Annotated in this window: 22 protein-coding genes; 7 read left to right on the top strand and 15 right to left on the bottom strand. The window is 71.1% G+C overall.

Annotation, left to right across the window (positions count from 1 at the left end; translation table 11 throughout):
* Window positions 1–34 precede the first annotated feature (34 nt).
* Window positions 35–802, top strand: a complete 768-nt coding sequence (gene map / locus IE272_RS16355; RefSeq protein WP_056698969.1) for a type I methionyl aminopeptidase — start codon at window positions 35–37, stop codon at window positions 800–802.
* A gap of 12 nt (window positions 803–814) precedes the next feature.
* Here the strand turns inward: map and IE272_RS16350 are convergent, their stop codons facing one another.
* The 3 genes from IE272_RS16350 to ggt all read right to left on the bottom strand — a co-directional run bounded on the left by IE272_RS16350 (window position 815) and on the right by ggt (window position 4,702).
* Complete coding sequence (locus IE272_RS16350; RefSeq protein WP_057666666.1) at window positions 815–1,930, bottom strand: NADAR family protein; 1,116 nt, start codon at window positions 1,928–1,930, stop codon at window positions 815–817.
* 48 nt (window positions 1,931–1,978) lie between these two features.
* The gene (locus IE272_RS16345; RefSeq protein ID WP_050357383.1) at window positions 1,979–2,713 is read right to left on the bottom strand and encodes a glycoside hydrolase family 75 protein; all 735 of its coding nucleotides are present in this window, start codon (window positions 2,711–2,713) and stop codon (window positions 1,979–1,981) included.
* Between the two features lie 171 nt (window positions 2,714–2,884).
* A complete protein-coding gene (ggt, locus tag IE272_RS16340) occupies window positions 2,885–4,702 on the bottom strand; it encodes a gamma-glutamyltransferase (RefSeq protein ID WP_190007157.1) in 1,818 nt (605 codons plus the stop codon).
* A 106-nt stretch (window positions 4,703–4,808) separates the two neighbouring features.
* Here ggt and IE272_RS16335 point away from each other — a divergent pair, with 106 nt between their 5' ends.
* Together IE272_RS16335 and IE272_RS16330 are read left to right on the top strand one after the other, a co-directional pair.
* Complete coding sequence (locus tag IE272_RS16335; RefSeq protein ID WP_050357381.1) at window positions 4,809–5,552, top strand: hypothetical protein; 744 nt, start codon at window positions 4,809–4,811, stop codon at window positions 5,550–5,552.
* Window positions 5,553–5,893: 341 nt separating this feature from the next.
* The gene (locus tag IE272_RS16330) at window positions 5,894–6,673 is read left to right on the top strand and encodes a S1 family peptidase (protein WP_050357379.1); all 780 of its coding nucleotides are present in this window, start codon (window positions 5,894–5,896) and stop codon (window positions 6,671–6,673) included.
* 101 nt (window positions 6,674–6,774) lie between these two features.
* On the opposite strand, the gene IE272_RS16325 is transcribed toward IE272_RS16330, so the two are convergent.
* The 3 genes from IE272_RS16325 to IE272_RS16315 all read right to left on the bottom strand — a co-directional run bounded on the left by IE272_RS16325 (window position 6,775) and on the right by IE272_RS16315 (window position 9,175).
* Window positions 6,775–7,284, bottom strand: a complete 510-nt coding sequence (locus tag IE272_RS16325; RefSeq protein WP_050357378.1) for an SRPBCC family protein — start codon at window positions 7,282–7,284, stop codon at window positions 6,775–6,777.
* Window positions 7,281–7,658, bottom strand: a complete 378-nt coding sequence (locus IE272_RS16320; RefSeq protein ID WP_097935989.1) for an ArsR/SmtB family transcription factor — start codon at window positions 7,656–7,658, stop codon at window positions 7,281–7,283. Before IE272_RS16320 ends, IE272_RS16325 begins: the two co-directional genes overlap by 4 nt.
* A gap of 116 nt (window positions 7,659–7,774) precedes the next feature.
* Window positions 7,775–9,175, bottom strand: a complete 1,401-nt coding sequence (locus tag IE272_RS16315) for a CLIPPER-2 domain-containing protein (RefSeq protein WP_190007156.1) — start codon at window positions 9,173–9,175, stop codon at window positions 7,775–7,777.
* Window positions 9,176–9,585: 410 nt separating this feature from the next.
* On the opposite strand from IE272_RS16315, the gene IE272_RS16310 reads away from it, so the two are divergent.
* Window positions 9,586–10,215 (top strand): TMEM175 family protein, encoded by a 630-nt coding sequence (locus IE272_RS16310; protein ID WP_050357376.1) that lies wholly within the window; start codon window positions 9,586–9,588, stop codon window positions 10,213–10,215.
* A gap of 153 nt (window positions 10,216–10,368) precedes the next feature.
* On the opposite strand, the gene murJ is transcribed toward IE272_RS16310, so the two are convergent.
* Window positions 10,369–12,021: a murein biosynthesis integral membrane protein MurJ gene (murJ, locus tag IE272_RS16305; RefSeq protein WP_190007155.1), complete on the bottom strand. Its 1,653-nt coding sequence runs from the start codon at window positions 12,019–12,021 to the stop codon at window positions 10,369–10,371.
* Between the two features lie 146 nt (window positions 12,022–12,167).
* Here murJ and IE272_RS16300 point away from each other — a divergent pair, with 146 nt between their 5' ends.
* Together IE272_RS16300 and IE272_RS16295 are read left to right on the top strand one after the other, a co-directional pair.
* Window positions 12,168–13,376: a L,D-transpeptidase gene (locus IE272_RS16300; RefSeq protein ID WP_098892926.1), complete on the top strand. Its 1,209-nt coding sequence runs from the start codon at window positions 12,168–12,170 to the stop codon at window positions 13,374–13,376.
* 176 nt (window positions 13,377–13,552) lie between these two features.
* Window positions 13,553–15,151 carry a CocE/NonD family hydrolase gene (locus tag IE272_RS16295; RefSeq protein ID WP_190007154.1) on the top strand — a complete coding sequence of 533 codons (1,599 nt, stop codon included), beginning with the start codon at window positions 13,553–13,555 and terminating at the stop codon, window positions 15,149–15,151.
* A gap of 32 nt (window positions 15,152–15,183) precedes the next feature.
* Here the strand turns inward: IE272_RS16295 and IE272_RS16290 are convergent, their stop codons facing one another.
* The 5 genes from IE272_RS16290 to IE272_RS16270 form a co-directional block, all read right to left on the bottom strand.
* The gene (locus IE272_RS16290) at window positions 15,184–16,071 is read right to left on the bottom strand and encodes an amino acid ABC transporter permease (protein WP_050357372.1); all 888 of its coding nucleotides are present in this window, start codon (window positions 16,069–16,071) and stop codon (window positions 15,184–15,186) included.
* Window positions 16,068–16,712, bottom strand: a complete 645-nt coding sequence (locus IE272_RS16285; protein ID WP_007454866.1) for an amino acid ABC transporter permease — start codon at window positions 16,710–16,712, stop codon at window positions 16,068–16,070. Before IE272_RS16285 ends, IE272_RS16290 begins: the two co-directional genes overlap by 4 nt.
* 16 nt (window positions 16,713–16,728) lie before the next feature.
* Window positions 16,729–17,658: a glutamate ABC transporter substrate-binding protein gene (locus tag IE272_RS16280; RefSeq protein WP_190007153.1), complete on the bottom strand. Its 930-nt coding sequence runs from the start codon at window positions 17,656–17,658 to the stop codon at window positions 16,729–16,731.
* 12 nt (window positions 17,659–17,670) lie between these two features.
* Entirely contained in the window at window positions 17,671–18,414 is a 744-nt protein-coding gene (locus tag IE272_RS16275; protein ID WP_007454870.1) for an amino acid ABC transporter ATP-binding protein, read from the bottom strand.
* Between the two features lie 147 nt (window positions 18,415–18,561).
* Entirely contained in the window at window positions 18,562–19,002 is a 441-nt protein-coding gene (locus IE272_RS16270; protein WP_047179583.1) for a DUF6278 family protein, read from the bottom strand.
* A 109-nt stretch (window positions 19,003–19,111) separates the two neighbouring features.
* On the opposite strand from IE272_RS16270, the gene IE272_RS16265 reads away from it, so the two are divergent.
* Window positions 19,112–19,891, top strand: a complete 780-nt coding sequence (locus IE272_RS16265; protein WP_050357368.1) for an SDR family NAD(P)-dependent oxidoreductase — start codon at window positions 19,112–19,114, stop codon at window positions 19,889–19,891.
* Between the two features lie 31 nt (window positions 19,892–19,922).
* On the opposite strand, the gene IE272_RS16260 is transcribed toward IE272_RS16265, so the two are convergent.
* The 3 genes from IE272_RS16260 to IE272_RS16250 form a co-directional block, all read right to left on the bottom strand.
* Window positions 19,923–20,669, bottom strand: coding sequence for a Clp protease N-terminal domain-containing protein (locus IE272_RS16260; protein ID WP_050357367.1), 747 nt, complete (start codon window positions 20,667–20,669; stop codon window positions 19,923–19,925).
* A gap of 82 nt (window positions 20,670–20,751) precedes the next feature.
* Window positions 20,752–21,531, bottom strand: coding sequence for an exodeoxyribonuclease III (locus IE272_RS16255; protein WP_050357366.1), 780 nt, complete (start codon window positions 21,529–21,531; stop codon window positions 20,752–20,754).
* Between the two features lie 42 nt (window positions 21,532–21,573).
* Window positions 21,574–22,227, bottom strand: a complete 654-nt coding sequence (locus IE272_RS16250) for an MBL fold metallo-hydrolase (protein ID WP_007454881.1) — start codon at window positions 22,225–22,227, stop codon at window positions 21,574–21,576.
* Window positions 22,228–22,235: the final 8 nt, after the last annotated feature.

Raw genomic sequence — 22,235 nt, 5'->3', positions numbered from 1 at the left:
TTACTATACCGCTTCGACCGGTATAGTAATGGGCATGGTGCACATCAAGACGGACACATCCATCGAAGCGATGCGCGAGGCCGGCCGGGTCGTCGCGCAGATCCTGACCCGCGCGCGGGAGGTGGCGGCGGTCGGCGTGACCCCCCGCCAACTGGACGAGGCGGCTCGCGAGGTACTGGCGAAGGCCGGGGCCTCCTCGCCTTTCCTGAACTACAAGCCACACTTCGCGCCCACCCCGTTCCCGGCCGCCATCTGCGTCTCGGTCAACGACGCGATCGTGCACGGCATCCCGTCGGCCGAGCCGCTGCGCGACGGGGACCTGGTCAGCGTCGACGCGGGGGCCCTCCTGGACGGCTGGGCCGGCGACTCGGCGATCAGCTTCACCGTGGGCGAGGCCCGCCCCGCCGACACCCGGCTCATCGACACCGCGAACAAGGCCCTGGCGGCCGGGATCGGCGCGGCCGTGGTCGGCAACCGGATCGGCGACATCGCCCACGCGATCGGCACGGTCTGCCGCACGGCGGGCTACGGCATCCTGGAGGGCTACGGCGGCCACGGGATCGGCCGGTCCATGCACGAGGACCCGTCCGTGCCGAACGAGGGACGGCCGGGGCGCGGCATGGCGCTGCGGCACGGCATGGTCCTGGCGATCGAGCCCATGCTGATCGCCGGTGGCGGCGACGAGTTCCGCCACGACGAGGACGGCTGGACGCTGCGGACCACCGACGGCAGCCGGGCCTCGCACGCCGAGCACTCGGTGGCGATCACGAACGACGGCCCGCGCATCCTCACCGCGCTGTGAGCGGGCGGCCCGTCACATGATCCCGGCGCGCCGGGCGCTCAGTTCGGAACGGACGAGTTCGAGAAGCCGCCCGGCCCAGTTGCGTCCTCCTCCGCCGTTGTCGCCCCAGAACGGGGAGCCCGCCTCGTCGTAGACGAGGGTGGCGTCGTCGGTGGCGAGGAGGATCTCCGCGAGGTCCGGGTGCTGGGTGAACTTGGCGCGGAGAAGTGCGGCCATGACGGCGCCGCGGGCGTGTTCCCAGCCGTCACGCCGTACGGCGGCGGCGGCAGCTACGCTCGCGGCGTGGGCGGTGTCCGCCGCCGCGACGGCGGCCCGCCCGGCGGGATCGGCGACCGACAGGGCCCAGTAGGCGTGGGTGACGGACGCGTAGACGGTGCCGTCGACATCGATGGGCGCGGGATAGTCGTTGCGCAGTCCCACCTTGCCGGGGTGCTCGGAGCGCTGCCTCGGGTAGGAGTGCGGCAGGTGGACCGCGGGCGCGTGCGAGGTCGCCGGGCCGTCCGAGGGCCTCCGGGAAGGCGGTTCCGCGATCAGCCGTGCGCGCTCCTCGAAGTAGGCGATTGCCTCTGCGTGGGTCTCCTGGCTGATGACTCCGTCGGGGCTGCCCTCCAGCGTGCCGCCCGGCCCGGCCACCAGCGCGCGCAGCGGCTGGTCCTTGCGGTCCATGTCCCCCAGCGCGTAGTGGCGCTGGGTCTCGGGGATGGCGAGGTAGGCGGAGCGGACGACGGCCCGGTTCGCCTCGGACCGGTCGGCCAGGAACGCGTCGACGGCGGCCAGGCACCTGCCCGTGGAGTCGGGGCGGCCGTTCAGCTCGTCGAGGGTGTCCCGGACCTCGGCGAGCAGCAGCTCGGGGGTGAGCCAGGTCCACGTCTCACCGAACTTCCACGAGGCCAGCTCGTGCGCGGACGCCTCGGCCCCTTCCGGGAAGTCGGTGGCCACCCAGCCGGAGCGGAGCTTCCGCTCGAACTCCTCGACGGTGGCCAGGCCCCAGCAGTCGATGAGCCCGTCCGCGTAGATGAACAGGTCGGTGAGGTAGTACGTCCCCCCGTTGTTGATGAAGGCGTGACGCCAAGTGCCCGGTATGCGGACGCCGTCCGCCGTGCGGTGGGTGGTGCGCTTGCCGATCATGCCGTCATTGTGCCGGGCCGCGCCCGCGGAGGATCCGGCCCGGCGGGATCAGCGCCCGACGAACTCCCGGGCCAGTTCCGCTCCCCGGCTCCGCGCCCGCTCCCGGCTCTCGATCGGGGAGACCCGGGAGTTCTTGAACGCGATGTAGGTGACGCCGGACTCGGCTCCTCCGGTCGACGGGTCGGGATCGATGCCCAGGGCCTTCGCCATGGCGTACGACGCCTCCCCGATGATGCCCGTGGGGCCGGTGTCGCCGATCACTCCGTACCGCACCCGGTCCCGGTACACGACCGCCACGACGCTGCCGCCGGTGAGCCCCGACTTCCGGTAGTCCCACACCTTGCCCGGGCCCGGTACGACCACATGGGGGAGCACGGCCGAGTCCAGGGGTTCGCCGCGGGAGCTCTGGAACGCGGTCTCCGGCAGGAAGTACGGATCGGTCTTCCGGTTGCAGGCCCTGGTCCTGCGGCCGTCGCAGTCGATGTCCATGTCCGCCTTCCAGAAGACGGCGTCCGCGGTGTCGCAGACGGGCACCGTCGCCCTGGGGCTGCCGCTGTCCGTGCGGTAGGCGCCTTTCGAGATCCGGGCGCAGCCGCGGACCTCGGCAAGCAGTTCGGCGGCGGTCGCCTCGGTCGCGTCCGTTCCGGCGGCGCCCACTTCGGCCGTTCCCGGCTCCTGGCCGGGACCGGCCCCGGGACCGGTGGCGGACGCGGGCAGCGCCGCCGCTCCGAGCAGGGCCGCGCCGCAGGCGGCGGACGTCAGGGCGAGCATGCGGGTGCGCATCGTGCGGAAGACCCTTCCCGTGGACGAGAGACCCGTACGGGTCCCCTGGGCGGCGCGCCCCGCCCCGCCCACCCGGCTCGGCCGGGCGGGCGCGCGCCAAGGCCGCGGGGCCGGCACCGCGCGCTGTGTCGCGTGATACCGGCCCCGGGGCCCCTGCTTCGTCCGGCCGGCTCAGTGACCGCCGCCCGGATGCACCACCATGGCCGAGCCGCCGCCCCTGCGCACCTTTTCCGCCGCCGCCAGCCAGCGGCCGTCGGGCAGCCGCTGCACCCCGGTGGCGGCCCCGATCTCCGGGTTCTGCCGGAAGGCGTGGCCGAGCTTCTCCAGCTCCGCGCGGACCGGGCTGTTCCACAGGTCCGGCTCGATCTCCGTCGTCGGCGCGTTGCGCTGGCTGGCGCGCGGCGCGGCGATCGCGTCGACCAGCGGGAGTCCCCGGTCCAGGTGTCCGGTGAGCGACTGGAGCACGGTCGTGATGATGGTGGCCCCGCCCGGCGAGCCGAGGGCGAGCACCGGCTTGCCGTGCTTCAGCACGATGGTCGGGGAGATCGACGAGCGCGGCCGCTTGCCCGGTCCGGGGAGGTTCGGGTCGTGCACCGCCGGGTTGGCGGGCGCGAAGGAGAAGTCGGTCAGTTCGTTGTTGAGCAGGAAGCCGCGGCCCGGCACGGTGATGGCGCTGCCGCCGGTGGTCTCGATCGTCAGGGTGTAGGCGACGACGTTGCCCCACTTGTCGGCCGTCGTCAGGTGCGTGGTGTTCTCGCCCTCGAACGTGGTGGGCGCGGCCGTGCCGCCGGTGCCGCACCGCTCGGGGTCGCGCGGGTCGCCCGGCGCCAGCGGGCTGGTCAGCGCCTTGTCGTCCCGGATCAGGCACTCCCGCGCGTCGGCGAACCGCTGGCTCAGCAGTTCCTTCGTGGGGACGTCCTCGAACGCGGGGTCGCCGACCCAGCGTCCCCGGTCGGCGAACGCGATCCGGCTGGCCTCGATCAGGCGGTGCAGATACTGCGTCCGGTCGGCGCGCGAAAGGTCGGTGGACTCCAGGATGTTGAGGGCCTCGCCGACGCTGGTGCCGCCGGAGGAGGAGGGGGCCATGCCGTAGACGTCCAGGCCCCGGTAGTTCACCTTCGTCGGGTCCTTGCGCAGGGTCCGGTAGGCGGCGAGGTCCTCGCGGGTCAGATCGCCGGGCCGCACCACCCGGGTGGCGTCCGGGTCGACGGGCGGCTTGCGCACCGTACGGACGATGTCGTCGGCCAACTCGCCCCGGTACAGCTCCCCGACGCCCTTGCGGCCGAGCTTCTCGTACGTACGGGCCAGGTCGGGGTTCTTGAACACGGAGCCGACGGAGGGAAGTTCACCGCCCGGCAGGAACAGCTCGGCGGAGGCCGGGAAGTCGGCGAACCGAGCCTGGTTGGAGGCCGTCTGCGAACGGAAGGTGTCGTCCACGACGAAGCCGTCCCGGGCCAGTCGTTCGGCCGGTTTCAGCAGCGTACGCAGGGACTTGCTGCCCCACGCGTCCAGGGCCCGCTCCCAGGTGGCCGGGGTGCCGGGCGTGCCGACGCCGAGGCCGCTGGTCACCCCCTCCTCGAAGGGGATCGGCTTGCCGTTCTCCAGGAAGAGGGAGGCGTCCGCGCTGCGCGGCGCGGTCTCGCGGCCGTCGATCGTCCGCACGGTGCGCTTCTTCGCGTCGTAGTGGACGAAGTAGCCACCGCCGCCGATGCCCGCCGAGTACGGCTCGGTCACGCCGAGCGCGGCGGCCGTGGCCACGGCCGCGTCCACCGCGTTGCCGCCCTTGCGCAGCACCTCGATCCCGGCGGCCGACGCGTCCGGGTCGACGCTCGCCACCGCTCCCCCGTGACCCACCGCCACCGGGGACTTGGGCGGCGCGGGGCGCGGGGCGGCGGACGGTGCCGAGGCCACCGGAGCGGCGGCTCCCACCGACGCGACCACGGCGAGGACGGCCAACAGCGACGTGTTCCGGCCGACGGAACGGCGCATACGTACCTCCAGTCAACGGATCTCCCGCCGCAGGGTAGCCCCGGGGGAGCCCGATCGTCAGGACCGCCTCGAACGGTTACCCGAATGACCGATACCATGCGCGCCCATGACGGACGACGTGCGCAACATCGTGCTGGGCGTGATAGCCGCCGGGATCAGTGCTTCGCTGGGCTGGCTCGCCCGGACCTACCTCTGGCGGCGGGGACTCCGCCGCAAACAGGACTTCTTCGGGCTGCCGGCGAACTCCGAATGCCTGCTGGTCGTCAACCGCTATGCGGGCGCCGACGGTTCGGTGCACCGCTACGACGCCTTCGCCCTGCTCGAACTCTCCGCGCTGATCAAGGACTGTTCGGCGCACGCGCAGATCGTCACGCACGACACCGCCCAGCAGGGATTCGGGGAGCGTACGGAGTTCTGCGTCGGCGGCCCGATGTCCAACCAGCGGATGGCCGCTCACCTGCGGACCCTGCTGCCCGGGGTGAGGATCAACATCGAGCAGGACCCGGGCCCGGACCGGGTGGCGTTCCAGATCGGCTCGGAGCGCTACCGGCTGGAACCAGGGTCCTCGGAGTACGTCCTGCTCGCACGGTTGACGGGTGGTCAGGACGCGCGCCCGGTCTTCCTGTTCTGCGGTCAGCGGGCCATCACCAACCAGGCGGCGACCCGTTACGTCGCCCGCAACCACGAGAAGATGCGCCGCAAGCACGGCAACAAGTCGTTCTGCCTGCTGCTGAAGGTCGTCAACTCCCAGGCGTACGGCCCCGATGTGGTCGAGCTGGTCGGCGACGTGACGCGCGAGGCCCAGGCCCCCGTGCCCAGCACGCCCGCCTCTCACCGGGCGGGCGGCTGACCGGGCCCGCCATCGGCGGCACAGTCGCGCCCGGGCGCGAACCGGTCGCCGTCACCGGTGACCTGCTCGTGCACGCGATGCCGCACCCGGAAACTCACCTACGCCCACGAAACGCACCCCCGGCCGACGGGCAGGACGGTCCGTCCGCCCCGGTCCGCGTGACCCGGAGGGGGCTCCGCCCTGGACCGGCGGGGACGGCCGCGTACGAGCTTGGCCGAAATGCGCACCTTGTGGCAGTGGCCACCCGTTCCCGACAATCGGATCATCTTGACGGGTGCATGACTAGGACGTCGCGCCCTGTCGGGGTTCCCACAGCGACCCCCCACGAGAGAAGGCCATCCGTGAAGCAACTCCTTCGCGCACTGAAGAGATGTTCCGTCGTCGTCGCCACCGTCGCCATAGCGGTCGTCGGCCTCCAGCCCGTCACCGCCTCGGCCGCCCCCAACCCCGTGGTCGGCGGAACCCGTGCCGCCCAGGGCGAGTTCCCCTTCATGGTCCGGCTCTCCATGGGCTGCGGCGGCGCCCTCTACGCCCAGGACATCGTCCTCACCGCCGCCCACTGCGTGAGCGGATCGGGCAACAACACCTCGATCACCGCCACCGGCGGCGTCGCCGACCTCCAGTCGCCCAACGCGATCAAGGTCCGCTCCACCAAGGTCCTCCAGGCCCCCGGCTACAACGGCACCGGCAAGGACTGGGCACTCATCAAGCTCGCCCAGCCCATCAACCAGCCCACCCTGAAGATCGCCACCACCACCGCCCACAACCAGGGCACCTTCACCGTTGCCGGCTGGGGCGCCAACCGCGAGGGCGGCAGCCAGCAGCGCCACCTGCTCAAGGCCGACGTCCCGTTCGTCTCCGACGCCGCCTGCCGCTCCGCCTACGGCAACGAACTCGTGGCCAACGAGGAGATCTGCGCCGGATATCCCGACACCGGTGGCGTCGACACCTGCCAGGGCGACTCCGGCGGCCCGATGTTCCGCAAGGACAACGCCGGCGAGTGGATCCAGGTCGGCATCGTCAGTTGGGGCTACGGCTGCGCCCGGCCCGGCTACCCGGGCGTCTACGCCGAGGTCTCGACCTTCGCTTCCGCCATCGCCTCAGCGGCCCGCACACTCTGACGCCGCGGACCGCCGCCGTCCACCCCCTCCCGGGTGATCGCGGCTGAACCACCCCGGGGGCGCCCGTCCGTACGGGCGCCCCCGGGCCTGCACCGCCCGGCTCAGCCGAACATGTCGAGGTAGTGCTGTGCGTGGACCGGGTGGTAGTCGCCGAAGTCGACGGATGCCGGGTCACCACCGGTCTCGGCGACGACGAGCCGGTCGAGGTAGTAGTCCCAGCCGGGTCCGACTCCGCCCGCCATCGCCGGGTCGTCGCCGACGGACTGGGTGAACGTGAGCGTGGTGGTGCCCTCGTACTCGACGAGCGTGAGCGTCATGTGCCAGACGAGTTCCTGTCCGGGCACCCGGGAGATGAGGACGAGACGGTGGGGGGCCCGGCACTCCTGGATGGTGAGGAGCTCGGCCTGGTGCTCGTCACCCTCGTAGAGCATCCGGAAGTCAACCGAACCGGTCGACGGATCGCCGGTCCATTCACCGATCCACCGGGCCAGCCGGTCCGGCTCGGTGACCGCCGCCCAGACGTCCTCGACGCCGGCCCGGAAAGTGCGGTCGAAGGCGATGCTGTCCAGGCCGTCGATGGTCACGCGACGCCCGGTGGGGGTGCTGGTCATGCGGATTCCTCCTGAGGTCTACCGGCGGCGGGAGCCGCATCGGTGCCGGCCCGGCGATCATGGACGGTTCTGCGGACCTCCAGGTCGAGGGCGTCGAAAGCGCTCTCGGGGATCGGGGGGCGCCGCCCGGCGAGCTCGTCGAGCAGGGCGCGGACCGGGGCGAGGCCCGGGCGGGCGAGCGCGTAGTGGCGCTCGCGGCCGCGGTCCTCGACGGTGGCCAGCCCCGCCTCGGTGAGCAGTCTCAGATGTTTGCTCACCGCGGGCCGGCTGATCGGATGCCGCGCCGCGAGGTCGACCACTCGGGCCGGGCCGGAGGCGAGGGCGCGCAACAGATCGCGGCGTACGGGGTCGGCCAGGGCGATGAACGGGTCCACTCCTCATTAGTAACTCATTGGTTACCAATAAGCAAGCAGGACCAGGTCATGGCCACCGGCACGGTCCGCTCACCGACCGCGGTGGGCGCGGCGGGAGAGCGGACCGTTGACACCCCTCAGGCGCTGGTGGAGCAGGGGTCGCAGCAGGAGGGGGCCGGTTCCACGCAGATCGTGACGGTGTCGGTGTTGTTCGTGATGTCGGGATCCTTCTCCTGGCCGGTGACCATGGCGGTGTTCGTGACCCGGCCGGGCCTGGTGGCCTTGGCCCGTACCACGAGAGTGGCGGTGGCGCCGTCGGCCAGGCCGCCCACGGCCCAGTGACCGGTCGTCGGGTCGTAGCCGCCCCGGGTTCCGTCGGCCGACAGGAAGGCGAGGCCTTCGGGGAGCCGGTCGGTGACGGAGACGCCGGTTGCCGGGTTCGGGCCGGTGTTGCGGACCGCGACGCGGTAGGTGACCGTCTGGCCGACGGTGACCGTGGTGGCGTCGGCCGCCTTCGTCACGGTCAGGTCGGCGGCGGGCTTGACCTGGGTGATCTGCTCGTTGGACGTGGAGGTCAGGGGCTGCGGCGTGTCGCCCAGCCGGTTCTCGTAGGAGGCGGTCGCCGTGTTGCTGATCTGCCTGCCGCCGCTCTCCCGGGAGATGACGACCCGGTACTCCACGGTGGTCCCCGCCGGCAGGGCTTCCGTGTTGGGCAGGCTTCCGCCCGAGACGCCCGAAGCGCCGGTGCCGAGATGGAAGACGACCTTGTCGTCCCCCGCGTCGTAGTACGCCTGGTCGTCGCCCCGCGCGTCGCTCTTGGTCCCGGCGTTCGGGCCGTCCACGACGCGCAGGGATCCGGGCAGGTAGGTCGTCCCCGGCGGGATGACGTCGGTGAGGACGAGGTCCTCGGCCGCACCCCCGCCCTCGTTCTTGGCGGTGACCCGGTAGGTGACGGTGTCCCCGACCTCCAGCGGCCCGGCGGGAACGGCGGCCTTGGTGAGTTCCACGTGAGGGGCGGTGCCGAAGAAGATGCCGTCCAGGAAGTTCCCGATGCCCTGGTTGCCGCCGGCGGCCGAGATCGAGCGGAACGCGAACCGCGTCAGCACCTGGCCGGCCGGAACGGTGTACGTGCCCGTGTAGTAGCCCCAGGCGGTCGTGCCGTCGGTGAACCGGCGCTGCTCCACCGGGGATCCGGGGGCTCCGATGTCCAGCGCCATGGTGTCGTCCCCCTGACGGCCACGGTGGTACAGCCGCCAGTACAGCTTCGTACCGGGGGTGCTCGGCAGATCCTGGTAGAGCGTGGAGACCTGATTGGCGTTGAGTTCGGCGAACTGGGCGCCGTGGGCCGCCGGCACCCCGTTGAAGCCCGACCGCCACAATTCGATCCGGTGATCGGTGGCCGTGGTCAGCCAGCCCGGGACACGCTTGGCCGCCTGCGTCTGCGAGGAGTCCGGCAGGATCTCCACTCCGGTCACCACGGGCTCTTCGAAACTGCCGTTGGCCAGGGCGACGCGCAGTGGAGCGGATGGTGTGGACATAGGACTTCCCCTCAAGTCGATGCTCTTGGAGTGCACCGCCGTTCGGCACGTACCCCACGGGCCGCAGCGGGACGGAACGGTCAGTAGCTCAACGCATGCGACGTGTTACGTGAAGCGACGTCCGGTGGCCGTTGGCCAACCCCGCGCGACGCGTTTGCGCCGCGGATCCTGGTCTGCCCCCGGCCCGTACACCGCTCCGGGGACGCTCCCGCCCCACCCACCTCACACCACTCCTCCCTCCCCTCCCGTCATGGCCTGAAGCTCACGTGCGCCGGCCGCCCCCACCGCCGCGCAGGGTGAATCGGCGGCCGGGAAGGTTGACGCTCCGGACGGCGCACAGCCGCCCCGGCCGGGGAACGGCGTGCCCGCAGTCGGAGCAATTCGCCGTCGGCCGCGGGCGAGGGGCCAGGGTGAACCGGGTGAGTAACGGCAGCCCTTCACCCGCACGCCCCGACCGCCTGATCACGTTGTCCGACGGCATCTTCGCGATCGCCATGACGCTCCTCGCGCTCGAGGTCCGCGTCGCTCCCGACCTGGACTCCGAGCAGTTCCACGACGCGCTGCGCGAGGCCGTTCCCCAGCTCGCCGCCTACGCGTTGAGCTTCCTCATCCTGTCCATCTTCTGGCGCGACCAGCGTCAGATCCTGCTGATGTCCGCGAAGACGGGCGGTCTCCCCCAGCATCTGGCGCTCGCGGTGCTCGGCATGATCGCGCTGGTTCCGTTCCCCACGTCGATCCTCGCCGAGTACGGAGCCCGCGAGCCGCTGGCGGTCGCGATGTACGCCGCGACCATCTGCCTCATCGACCTGTTGCAGCTCGCCATGTTCGCGACGCTGAGAGGCCGGCACGGGGTCCGCGGCGTGGGCGGGTGGCGGGACACCGCCGCGGACCTGGGCGCGACGATCGTCGTGTTCGGGGCGTCCGTACCCATCGCCTTCTTCGCTCCGCAGGCGGCCATGTGGTGCTGGCTCGCCCTCTTCCCCGCGAAGGCCGCCCTCGGCAGGCGGGAGCGGCTCCGCGGCACCCGCCAGGACGGTTGACCCCGTTCGCTTCCCGCAGGGGAGCACGCCCCCGCCCGGCACCCGTGGCGGCGGAACGTGGGTGCCCGGCGCTCGCACCCTCGGCGACACCTCCCAACGTGTTCTCCGACACGCAGGACTTCGAGGACGCGGCACGGCGGCCGACCGGGCCCGCTATCGGCGGCGCAGCCGCGCCCGGCCGGCCGCCGTCATCGCGGTGATCTCGCCGAGCCCGAACGGGCGGGCCAGCAGCACCACCACGAGCAGCAGCGTGAGCGTGCCCGCCCCGGCGGCCGCCAGGTCGCCCGCGCCCTCCGCCGCGCGCGCCGCACCGTACGCCAGCGCACCGGCGGGCAGACAGGCGGCGATGAGGCGGACGTGCGCACCGAGGGTCGGCGACCGCAGCGGGGACGCGGCGCCGGGGCCCGAGAGCCGCCGGGACAGGACGTACCCGGTGACGGCGAACCCGGCACAGAAGGCCACCGTGCTCGCCCCGGCCATTCCGGTCACCGCCCAGCGCGCCGGGAGCAGGAGGTAGGCGGCGGCCGTCAGGCCCGCCTGGACGGCGGCGATCACCAGGTTGAGGAGGAACGGGGTGCGGGTGTCGCTCATCGCGTAGAAGCCGCGGGAGAGGACGTACTGCCCGGAGAAGGCGATCAGCCCGGGGGCGAAGGCCATCATGATTCCGGCCATCACGGTGATGTCGGCGGCGGTGGTGCGCCCGTACCCGAAGACGGAGCCGATCACCCAGGGTGCGAGCACCAGCAGGGCGGTGGCGGCCGGCACGATGACGGCGGCGCTGGTGCGCAGGGCGTAGGCGACGTCGCGGCGCACCCCGGCGAGGTCGCCGTCGGCCGCGGCCCGGCTCATCCGGGGCATCAGGGCGGTGACCAGCGAGACGGTGACGATGCCCTGGGGGACGACCCAGAGTTGATAGGCGTAGCTGTACGCGGTGTAGCCCGCCCCGCCCGCGACGCTCTGTTCGACGGCGTGCTGTCCGGTGGCGGTGGAGAGCCGGGTGACGACCCAGTACGCGAGCTGGTTGGTGAGGACCAGGAGCACCAGCCAGCCGGCCGCGCGGACGGGCCGGGTCAGTCCGCTGCCGCGCCAGTCGAACCGGGGCCGCCAGCGGAACCGGGCGGCGCGCAGGGCGGGGATCAGGGCGAGGGTCTGGACGGCTATCCCGGCGGTGGTGCCCCAGCCGAGGAGGTGGGCGTCGGCGTTGGAGAGGGTGCCGTCGGAGTCGGCGGCGACACCGATGTAGAGCCCGAACACCCCGATGATCACGATGTTGTTGAGGACCGGGGTCCACATCATCGCGCCGAACCGGCCGCGGGCGTTGAGGACTTGGCCGAGCAGCGTGAAGAGTCCGTAGAAGAGGATCTGCGGCAGGCAGTAGCGGGCGAGGGCGACGGTCAGTTCGGCCTGGCGGCCGTCGTAGTCGGTGTAGACGCCGACGACGAGCGGCGCCGCCGCCACGGCGAGCGCGGTGAGCGCGAGGAGGCCGACGGTGCACAGGGTGAGCAGCCGGTCGGTGTACGCGGCTCCCCCGTCGGCGTGTTCCTTGGCGGCCCGGACCAACTCGGGGACGAAGACCGCGTTGAGCGCGCCGCCGATGAGCAGGATGTACAGGATGTTGGGCACGGTGTTGGCGACGGCGTAGCCGTCGGCGGTCAGGCCGGTGCCGAGGGCGGCGACGACGACGGCCGAGCGGACGAAGCCGGTGGCGCGCGAGACGACGGAACCGGCCGCCATCACGGCCCCGCTGCGCAGCACCGATGCGGACCGGACCGGGGGGCCGGTGGTGCTGTCGACGGTCGCGCTCACTGGTGGTCTCCCGTGGTCCGAGGTGCTGGCCGACGGTGGAGCGTACTCCGGGCCGGGGAGTGAGGTTTCTCCGGGGAAAGGAAGGAACCCGACATGAGGGAAATGCCTCTCCCCTGGTGAGCACCCCTGCCCTGGAGGTTTTTCCGTTGAGTTCCGCACGTCCGCGCATCCGTCGTTCCGCCCCGTCCGGCCGGAGGGCCCGGCTCGCCCTGACCGGGCCCGCGGCCCTGCTCGCCGCCGCGCTCACCGCGTGCGCGGGCGACCCCTCGGGCTCCGCCGAGGTGGGCGAGGACGCCAAGGCGCCAGACACCAGCGTCTCGGTGAACCTCAAGGGCAGGGCGGCGGCGCCGGGCGGACCGGTGAAGGTGACGCTGGCTCACGGAAAGCTGAAGACCGTGTCGGTGACGGCGGGCAAGGACGGTGCGCTGGCCGGGAAGATATCCGCCGACGGCCGGACCTGGACATCCGACCGGGTCGCCGCGCCCGGCACCGCGTACTCGGTCGAGGCGCGGGACACGGACGGCGGCAGCGACCGGGCCGCCTTCGCCACCGCCGAGGCGGAGAAGGTCAACAAGTTGTCGCTGGCGCCGGGGAAGAACACGACCGTGGGCATCGCGCAGCCGCTGTCCGTCGTATTCGACCACCCCGTGAAGGACAAGGCGGCCGTCGAGAGGGCCCTGAAGGTCTCCACGTCCAACGACACCGAGGGCTCCTGGGGATGGCTCCAGGACTACTCGGGCAAGGACCGTGTCGACTGGCGGCCCGAGGAGTACTGGAAGCCCGGCACGAAGGTCACCCTGGACGCGCAGCTGAACGGGGTCGACACGGGTGCGGACGGCGGCTGGTTCGTCCGCGACTACACGACGACGTTCACGGTCGGCGCGGCCCAGGTGGTCAAGGTCGACCTCGACCGGTCCCGGCTCGCCCTGCACCGGGACGGGAAGCAGGTCCTGGACATCCCGATGTCGGCGGGCACCCCGGGCGGCGAGAAGGCCTCCTGGCGGGGCACCGCGGTCCTGATGTCGAAGGAGGGCACCATCAACATGCGCTCCGAGACGGTGGGCCTCGGCGACGCCTACGACAAGATGGTCGACTACTCGATGCGGCTGACCTGGTCCGGGATGTACGTGCACGCGGCCCCGTGGAACGCGGGCTATTTCGGTCAGGCCAACCGGAGTTCGGGCTGCGTCGGGATGAGCGACGCGGACGCCGCGGCCCTGTACGGACAGGTGCGGGTGGGCGACCCGTTCGAGATGACCGGCGCGCAGGCCAAGGGCACGGTCGCCGAGGGCAACGGGTACGGCGCGTGGAACCTCTCGTGGGAGGACTGGGCGGCGAAGAGCGCCCTGAGGTGACCCGGTAGCACCCGTTCCGGGCCCGGAGCACGTCGAGGGCGCTCCGGGCCCGCAGCACTACTGACGCCACGTCCAACAATCGTTACCTTCACGCAACGCACCCGGTAGTTACCAGCGGTAAACAACCGGGGTTACCGTCGGGTCACTTTGCACTGACACGCGTGAGGAGTGACCCCGTGGCACGTCCGAAACCGGCACTGCGCACCACCGCTTCGATCACCACCGCCGCCGTCCTGCTCGCCGGGGCCGCGCTCGGCGCCGCCCCGGCCGCGACGGCCGCCCCCGGCACCGCACCCGCGGGCACGACCACCGCACAGGGCCTGACGTTCCACGACATCCCCGGCTCCGGGGGCATCACTCTGAAGGGCAACGTCTTCACGCCCGCCGGGGCGGCGGCCGGGGCTAAACATCCGCTGATCGTCTTCCCGACCAGCTGGGCCATGCCGCAGATCGAGTATCTGGCCCAGGCCCAGAAGCTCGCCGACTCCGGTTACGTCGTGGTGAGTTACACCTCGCGCGGCTTCTGGCTCTCGGGCGGGAAGATCGAGGTCGCGGGTCCCCCGGACATCGCGGACGCCTCCGCCGTCATCGACTGGGCGCTGGAGAACGCCTCCGCCGACCCGGACCGCATCGGCATGGGCGGCGTCTCCTACGGGGCCGGCATCAGCCTGCTGGCGGCGGGGCACGACCCGCGCATCAAGGCGGTGGCCGCGCTCAGCGGCTGGGCCGACCTGATCGACTCGATCTACAGCGGTCGCACCCAGCACCTCCAGGCGGCCGCCCTGCTCGGCGGCCTGGGCCTGGTCACCGGCCGCCCCGGCGACGAACTGACGCGGACGCTGAAGGACTTCCTCGGCTCCAATCTGGAGAAGGAGCCGGAGATGATCGCCTGGGGGAAGAAGCGCTCCCCCGCGACGTATCTGGACCGGATCAACGCCAACGGCGCGGCGATCATGATGGGCAACGCCTGGGGCGACACCATCTTCCCGCCCAACCAGTACGCCTCGTTCTACGACAAGCTCACCGGCCCCAAGCGGCTGGAGTTCCGCCCCGGCGACCACGCCACCGCCGAGGCCACCGGCCTGCTCGGGCTCCCGAACGACACCTGGACGAGCACCCGCCGCTGGTTCGACCGCTATCTCAAGGGTGAGCGCAACGGCATCGACACCGAGCCGCCGGTCCAGCTCAAGTCCCGTACGGACAAGGGCTACGAGGGCTACCCGGACTGGAAGTCGGTCGGGGCCGTGAAGAACCGGATCCCGCTGGACGGCACCAAGAAGGTGTGGGCGAACGTCGACTCCGGCGCCAACGGCGGCATCGCGATCCTGTCCAACGCGCTGGACCAGTTCCTGAAGCTGCCGCCGACGGTCTCCGTACCCCTGCTGCCGCGCACCTTCGCGAGCGTGTGGCAGTCGGAGCGGTACGCCACCACGCAGCGGATCCGGGGGACGTCCGCGCTGCACACCACGGTCACCGCCACGAAGTCGAGCGGCACCCTCGTCGCGTATCTCTACGACGTGGGGCCGCTCGGCATCGGCAAACTGGTCAGCAATGCTCCGTACACCTTCCACGGGCAGACGCCGGGCCGGCCGTTCCCCGTCGACCTGGAGCTGTACTCCACGGCCTACGACGTCCCGGCCGGTCACCGGCTCGCCCTGGTGATCGACACCGTCGATCCGCTGTACATCGAGCACAACCCGACCGGCGCGCAGCTGACCTTCTCCTCGCCCGGCACGGACCCGAGTCATCTCTCGGTCCCGCTGCGCGAGAAGTGATCACCGACTGCTGCCGGGCGGGCAGGGCCCGGCTACTGTCCTCCCGGCAGCAGCGTCCCCGGTTCGGCCGGGGCCACCCCCACCGCCTTCGTCTTCGGACTGCGCCGCTGACGACGGGCCACCCAGGTGGCGAACCACGAGAGCAGCATGCACATCCCGATGTAGATCGGAGAGATCACCATCACGACGGGGATGAAGGGAAGATCGTAGTCGAGATTCGACGCGATCAGCTTCCCGGCGTGGAGGAATTCCTCGTAGGTGATCAGATAGCCCAGTGAGGTGTCCTTGAGCGCGACCACCAGCTGACTGATGATGGTCGGCAGCATCGCGCGTACGGCCTGGGGAGCCAGGACGAACGTGGTGACCTGTGTCTTGCGCATACCGAGCGCGTACGCCGCCTCGCGCTGGCCCCGGTCCACGGAGTTGATCCCGGTGCGGAACACCTCCGCCAGGACGGAGCCGTTGTAGAGCGTCAGACCGGCGACCAGGGCGGGCAGCGGCTGGACCTTCAGCGCCACGAAGATGAAGAAGATCATCACCAGCACCGGCATGGCCCGGAAGAACTCGACCAGCAGGGTGGAGATCCAGCGCAGCACCCGGTGTTCGGAGAGCCGGCCGACCGCGAGGACCGCGCCCAGGACGAGCGAGAGGACCGCGGCGTACGCGAACGCCTTGAGGGTGTTGCCGAGTCCCCGCAGCAGCAGTTCCTGGATGCCCTTGTACTCGAAGGGCGTCCACTTCTCCGCGGTGAACTGGTCGGTGTCGAAGAGCAGATAGACGATCCAGCCGAACAGCGCCAGGATCAGGACCGTCGAGGCGATCCCGTACAGCAGGTGCCGCTTACGGGTCACCGGGCCGGGGATGTCGTAGAGCGCGGTGGCCGCCGGGAGCGTCGGCCTGCGGGTGAGGGTCTTGGTCATCGTGCCACTCCCCAGCGCTTCTCCATCACGTTGAACACCGCGCTGATGGTCAGGGTGATGATCAGGTAGCCGACGGCGATCCAGATGAAGGACCAGATGATGCTGTAGCCCAGCTCGTTGAGCGTCTTGTAGGTGCCGAGGAGTTCGGTGACGCTGAACGCCCCGGCGATCGCGGAGTTCTTCGCCAGCGCGATCAGCGTCGAGCCGACCGGCGGGATCACCGACCGGAACGCCTGCGGCAGCACCACGGTGCTCAGGGTCTGGCCGAAGTTCATGCCGAGGCTGCGGGCGGCCTCGCCCTGGCCCTTGGGCACGGTGTTGATGCCGGAGCGCAGCACCTCGCAGATGAAGGCCGAGGTGTAGCAGCCGAGTGCCAGCACCGCGAAGACCTGGAACGGCAGGACGAGCCCGAAGCGGGGCAGGCCGAGCAGGACCGCGAAGAACAGCAGCGTCAGCGGGGTGTTGCGGAGCACGGTGACCCAGACCGTGCCCAGCACCCGGAAGGAGCCGACGGGCGCGACCCGGAACGACGCCATCAGGAAGCCGAGCACGAGCGCCAGCGCGGAGGCGTAGACGGTCAGCTCGACGGTGCCGAGGAAGCCCTTGCCGTAGAGGGAGAAGTTCTCTGTCAGTACATCCATGGGTGGGGCCGTCCCCTCAGGTCGCCGGGTAGCGGTCGATGGGCGGCGGGGTCGGCGCGGGCGCTCCGGAGAGCCCCAGCGTCGCTTCGTACGCCTTCTTCCAGTTGCCGTTCTTCTCGTTGGCCTCCAGCGCGTCGTTGAGCGCGTCGCGCAGCGCGTTGTCGTTGCGCGGTACGCCGATGCCGTACGGCTCCTCGGAGAAGGGCTTGCCGACGACCTTCATCTCGTCGGGCGCCTTGGCCGCGAAGCCCAGCAGGATCGCGTCGTCGGTGGTGACGGCGTCGACCTGGAAGGTGAGGAGGTTGTCGACGCAGATCGAGTACGTGTCGTACGCGACGAGCGTCGCCTCGGGATAGTCGGCGGCGATCCGCTGGTAGGGCGTGGAGCCTGCCGCCGAGCAGACGGTCTTGCCCGCCAGGTCCTGGGGCCCGTTGATGTCGTTCTCGTCGGTGCGCACCAGCAGGCCCTGGCCCGCCATGTAGTACGGACCGGCGAAGCCGACGAGCTTCTTGCGCATGTCGTTGATGGTGTAGGTGCCGACGTAGTAGTCGATCTGGCCGTTCTGCAGGGCCGTCTCGCGGTTGGCGGAGGCGATCGTGCGGAAGCGGATCGTCTTCGGGTCGAAGCCGAGCGAGGCCGACATCATCCGGGCGATCTCGATGTCGAACCCGGAGTAGATCCCGCTCGCCGGGTCCTTCTCCCCCAGGTACGGCTGGTCCTCCTTGGCGCCGACCACCAGATAGCCGCGCTTCTTCGCCTTGGTCCAGGTGCGGGAGTCGGGCAGTTCGAAGCCGGTGTCGACCTGGTACACCGGCAGGGCCTCGGCCTTGGGGCCCTTGACCGGCGGGCTGCCGTCCTTGCCGCAGCCCGCGGCGAGTGCGGCGAGCAGGAGACCGGCCACGAGGGCGGCGGCCCTGCCCGTACGCGTGTTCCTCGTGCGGAACATGGAAGCCTCCCCTCAGTGCTTGAGGATCTTGGACAGGAAGTCCTTGGCGCGGTCGCTCGAAGGGTTCGTGAAGAAGTCCTCCGGGGTGCGGTCCTCGACGACGCAGCCGTCGGACATGAACACCACGCGGTTGGCCGCGGAGCGGGCGAAGCCCATCTCGTGGGTGACCACGACCATGGTCATGCCGTCCCGGGCGAGCTGCTGCATGACCTCCAGCACCTCGTTGATCATCTCCGGGTCGAGCGCCGAGGTGGGCTCGTCGAAGAGGAGCGCCTTGGGGTCCATGGCCAGGGCGCGGGCGATGGCCACGCGCTGCTGCTGACCACCGGAGAGCTGGGCGGGGAACTTGTCGGCGTGGGCGGCCAGGCCGACCCGCTCCAGCAGTTCGCCCGAGCGCCGGTCGGCCTCGTCCTTCTTGCGCTTGCGGACCTTGAGCTGTGCCAGCGAGACGTTGTCCAGCACGGTCTTGTGGGCGAAGAGGTTGAACGACTGGAAGACCATGCCGACTTCGGCACGGAGCTGGGCCAGTCCCTTGCCCTCCTCGGGAAGGGGTCTGCCGTCGATCATGATGCTGCCGGACTCGATCGTCTCCAGCCGGTTGATCGCCCGGCACAGGGTGGATTTCCCCGAGCCGGAGGGGCCGATGACCACCACCACCTCCCCGCGGCCGACGGTGAGATTGATGTCCTGAAGTACGTGCAACTCCCCGAAGTGTTTGTTGACGTCCCGCAGTTCAATCAACGGATCGACGGCCATGCGCTGCCCTACCCACTTGTCGCTGTGTCGAGGTCAGCGCAAACTATCCATCCCGAAAAGGGACTTCGCACCCGACACGCGTAAATGGCGCAAAAGGCTTTTTAACTGGATTAGCTGAGGAGAGCGGGCCCCCGGCCGGGCGCCGGCTCAGTTCTCGGCGGACTCCGCGTAGACCTGGGAGAGCTCGGGGCTGCCCGCCATCGCCCAGTCGAGACCGGCCGCGACGACGTCGATCTCCCGCCCGGACTCCAGCCGCACCACGGGCTGACCGCTCGGCCAGACGTCCCACGCCGCCCCCGGGACGGTCCGCACGATCACGGTGCCGAGGTAGAGACCGGCGTCGTTGCCGAGCCAGGGAAGCTCCTCGGGGTCGTCGCGCCAGCGGGGCGGCAGCTGGTCGAGTGCGGCCAACGAGGCGGGTGTGTCGTCGAGTTCGAGTCCGTGCTGCCCCGCCCGGACGCGCAGCAGTTCGCATTCGGCGAGCAGTTCGGCCACGCCGTCGGGGTCTGCCTCGACGGCGGCGGCGAGTGCGCCTGAACGCGTACCACCCTGACGCTTACGCCAGTTGTCCAAGAAAGGGATGTTCATACCACTAGGGTCCCATCCCGGCCAGGTTCCGCACCACAGGGCGCGCGGCGTTCACCGATCCCCCACCCCACCTCGGCCGGGTATCCGAGCAGATATCTAAAGTGCGCACATGAGTGCACACGCTTACGTTTCGGAACTGTTCTCACTGGAGGGCCGGGTGGCGGTGGTCACCGGCGGCAGCTCCGGCATCGGCCGGGCGATCACCGGCGCCCTGGCCCGGGCCGGCGCGGGCGTCGTCGTGGTGGCCCGCCGGGAGGCCGAGCTGAGGGCGACCGTCGACGAGCTGACCGCCGAGGGCTGCCGGGCCGCCTGGGTGAGCGCGGACCTGAGCACCGCCGAGGGCGTGCGTGCGGGAGCGGACGGGGCCGCCCAGGCGTTCGGGGAGCCGGACATCCTGGTGAACTGCGCCGGGATCAATCTGCGCCCGCCGATGGCCGAGCTCGGCGAGGACGTCTGGGACACCACGATGGCGGTGAACCTGAAGGCGCCGTTCCTGCTGGGGCAGCGCTTCGGGCCCGGTATGGCCGAGCGCGGCTACGGGCGGATCATCCACGTCACCTCGCAGCAGGCGCACCGGGCCTTCGTGGACAGCGGCGCGTACGGAGTGTCCAAGGGCGGCCTGGAGTCCCTGGCCCGCTCCCAGGCCGAGGCGTGGTCCCCGCACGGCGTCACCGTGAACACGCTGGTGCCCGGCTTCGTGCTGACGCCGCTGAACCGGAGCCTCGCCTCGGACCCGGAGAAGGTGGCGTCGCTCGCCGCCCGGACGATGGTCGGCCGCAACGGCCTCGGGGAGGACTTCGCGGGGGCCGCGGTGTTCCTGGCGGGGCGTTCCTCGGCGTACGTCACCGGGCAGTCGGTGTTCGTGGACGGCGGGTTCTCGGTGCACTGAGAACCCGCCGCCCGCGCGCCGGGGGCTCCGGTCAGGACTTCTGCTGCCACAGGACGGCGGCCGCTTCGGTCACCGCCGCCTCGACGGCCGCCGAGGCGGCGTCCTTCTCCACGCCGAGGCCGCTCAGCACACCGGATCCGCCCTCGAACTCCAGCAGGGCCAGCAGGATGTGCTCGGTGCCGACGTAGTTGTGCCCGAGCCGCAGCGCCTCGCGGAAGGTCAGCTCCAGGACCTTGCGGGAGTCCGCGTCGTACGGGATCAGCTCGGGCACCTCTTCGGCTGCCGCCGGCAGCGCGGCGGTCGCCGCCGTACGGAGGGCGTCCGGGGTGACCTCGGGGCCGAGGAGGACCCCGGCCGCGATGGATTCGGGCTCGGCGAGCAGGCCGAGCACCAGGTGGGCCGGGAGGATCTCGGCGTGCCGGGCGGCCTGGGCCTCGTTGTGGGCGGCCATGACGACGTTGCGGGCGCGCTGGGTGAAGCGGCCGAAGCCCTGGCTCGGGTCCAGGTCGGATGCGCCGTCGCCCTTCTTGGGCACGAAGCGCTTCTGGGCCGCCTGGCGGGTGACCCCCATGCTCCGGCCGATGTCCGTCCAGGAGGCGCCGGAGCGGCGCGCCTGGTCCACGAAGTGGCCGATCAGATGGTCGGCGACGTCGCCGAGGTGGTCGGCGGCGATGACCGCGCCGGAGAGCTGCTCCAGGGCATCGGTGTTGGACTTCTTGATGGCCTCGATCAGGTCGTCGAGGCGTACGGACGGTGCGGCGGGAAGAGGCTGCGTCATGCGTCAACCGTAAGTTGACACCCACCGGGTGTCAACCTCGGGTTGTCAGTGCGACGCGGCCTCCGCCCCCGTGGATCGCGCCTCAGAGGTCGAGGTCGACGACCACCGGGGCGTGGTCCGACGCGCCCTTGCCCTTGCGCTCCTCGCGGTCGACGTAGCTGTCCTTGACGGCGGCGGTGAACGGGGCGTTGCCGAAGGTGAGGTCGATCCGCATGCCCTTGTTCTTGGGGAACCTCAGCTCGCGGTAGTCCCAGAAGGTGTAGGCGCGGTCGTACTTGAGGGGGCGGGGCAGGACCTCGCTCAGGCCCTCCGCCTCCAGGGCCGTGAGGGCGGCGCGCTCGGCGGGCGTCACATGCGTGGCGCCGGCGAACAGCGCCGGGTCCCAGACGTCCTCGTCGGTCGGGGCAACATTGAAGTCACCGAGGACCGCGAACGGCAGTGCCTTCGCGGCGTCCGCCGCCACGGCCTTCCGCAGGGCCTCCAGCCAGCGCAGCTTGTACGCGTAGTGCTCGTGCTCGACCTCGCGGCCGTTGGGCACGTACACCGACCAGAGGCGCAGCGGGCCGCACGTCGCCGAGATCGCGCGCGGCTCCTGCACCCCGTCGTAGTCCGGGCCGTCGGGCAGCCCGGTGACGACGTCGGAGAGGCCGACGCGGGAGAGCAGCGCGACCCCGTTCCACCGGCCGGTGGCGTTGACCGCGGACTCGTAACCCAGCTCGGCGAGGGCGGCGGTGGGGAACTGCTCCGCCGTGCACTTGGTCTCCTGGATGCACAGCACATCGGTGCCGCTGCTCTCCAGCCAGGCCAGAAGCCTCGGCAGCCGGGCGGTGATCGAATTGACGTTATAGGTGGCGATGCGCATGGCAGCCAACCTAGCGGCTCCCACTGACAGTCGCCGGTGGGCTCACAGCTCGGTGACGCCGCCCGGGGCCAGCCGGCCGTGGTCCGCGCCGCCCAGGGCCCCGATCTGGTTGTCGTAGATCGGCCGTGCCAGATCGGTCAGCAGGGCGTCGTGGACGTCGATGGCGCGTCGCGGCTTGACCTCGCGCACGTAGTCGATGACCTCGGAGATCTTGCTCCAGGGCGCCATCACCGGCAGCAGGAGGGTGTCGACGGGGCGGTCGGGGACGGTGAGCGCGTCGCCGGGGTGGAAGACCGAACCGTCGACGAGGAAGCCGATGTTGGTGATCCTCGGGATGTCCGGGTGGATCACCGCGTGCAGCTCGCCGTGCACGGTGACGTCGAATCCGGCGGCGGAGAACGCGTCCCCCTCGCCCACGGTGTGCACGCGCCCGGGGAAGGCCGCCGAGAGCTGCTCGGCCACGCTGCGCAGCGTCCAGATCTCGGCCGCCGGGTTCGCCTCCAGGCCCACCCGCAGCCGCGCCTCGTTGAAGTGGTCCGGGTGCTCGTGCGTCACCAGGACGACATCGGCGCCGAGCGCCGCGTCGTCCTCGGAGAAGCCGCCGGGGTCGATGACCAGGACCCGCCCCTCCTTCTCGATCCGGACGCAGGAGTGGGTCTTCTTGGTGAGGGTGAGAGCCCCGGGCGATGCGTTCATGGCCCCAT

The organism is Streptomyces anulatus (assembly GCF_014650675.1).
GTDB lineage: Bacteria > Actinomycetota > Actinomycetes > Streptomycetales > Streptomycetaceae > Streptomyces > Streptomyces anulatus.
The sequence above is the reverse complement of the archived record's forward strand: the minus strand, read 5'-3'. Positions and strand labels throughout refer to the sequence as shown.

Coding starts and splice junctions, on each gene's coding strand:
- map (WP_056698969.1), top strand. CDS start 35: ATGGTGCACATCAAGACGGACACATCCATCGAAGCGATGCGCGAGGCC.
- IE272_RS16350 (WP_057666666.1), bottom strand. CDS start 1,930: ATGATCGGCAAGCGCACCACCCACCGCACGGCGGACGGCGTCCGCATA.
- IE272_RS16345 (WP_050357383.1), bottom strand. CDS start 2,713: ATGCGCACCCGCATGCTCGCCCTGACGTCCGCCGCCTGCGGCGCGGCC.
- ggt (WP_190007157.1), bottom strand. CDS start 4,702: ATGCGCCGTTCCGTCGGCCGGAACACGTCGCTGTTGGCCGTCCTCGCC.
- IE272_RS16335 (WP_050357381.1), top strand. CDS start 4,809: ATGACGGACGACGTGCGCAACATCGTGCTGGGCGTGATAGCCGCCGGG.
- IE272_RS16325 (WP_050357378.1), bottom strand. CDS start 7,284: ATGACCAGCACCCCCACCGGGCGTCGCGTGACCATCGACGGCCTGGAC.
- IE272_RS16315 (WP_190007156.1), bottom strand. CDS start 9,175: ATGTCCACACCATCCGCTCCACTGCGCGTCGCCCTGGCCAACGGCAGT.
- IE272_RS16290 (WP_050357372.1), bottom strand. CDS start 16,071: ATGACCAAGACCCTCACCCGCAGGCCGACGCTCCCGGCGGCCACCGCG.
- IE272_RS16285 (WP_007454866.1), bottom strand. CDS start 16,712: ATGGATGTACTGACAGAGAACTTCTCCCTCTACGGCAAGGGCTTCCTC.
- IE272_RS16280 (WP_190007153.1), bottom strand. CDS start 17,658: ATGTTCCGCACGAGGAACACGCGTACGGGCAGGGCCGCCGCCCTCGTG.
- IE272_RS16275 (WP_007454870.1), bottom strand. CDS start 18,414: ATGGCCGTCGATCCGTTGATTGAACTGCGGGACGTCAACAAACACTTC.
- IE272_RS16270 (WP_047179583.1), bottom strand. CDS start 19,002: ATGAACATCCCTTTCTTGGACAACTGGCGTAAGCGTCAGGGTGGTACG.
- IE272_RS16265 (WP_050357368.1), top strand. CDS start 19,112: ATGAGTGCACACGCTTACGTTTCGGAACTGTTCTCACTGGAGGGCCGG.
- IE272_RS16260 (WP_050357367.1), bottom strand. CDS start 20,669: ATGACGCAGCCTCTTCCCGCCGCACCGTCCGTACGCCTCGACGACCTG.
- IE272_RS16255 (WP_050357366.1), bottom strand. CDS start 21,531: ATGCGCATCGCCACCTATAACGTCAATTCGATCACCGCCCGGCTGCCG.
- IE272_RS16250 (WP_007454881.1), bottom strand. CDS start 22,227: ATGAACGCATCGCCCGGGGCTCTCACCCTCACCAAGAAGACCCACTCC.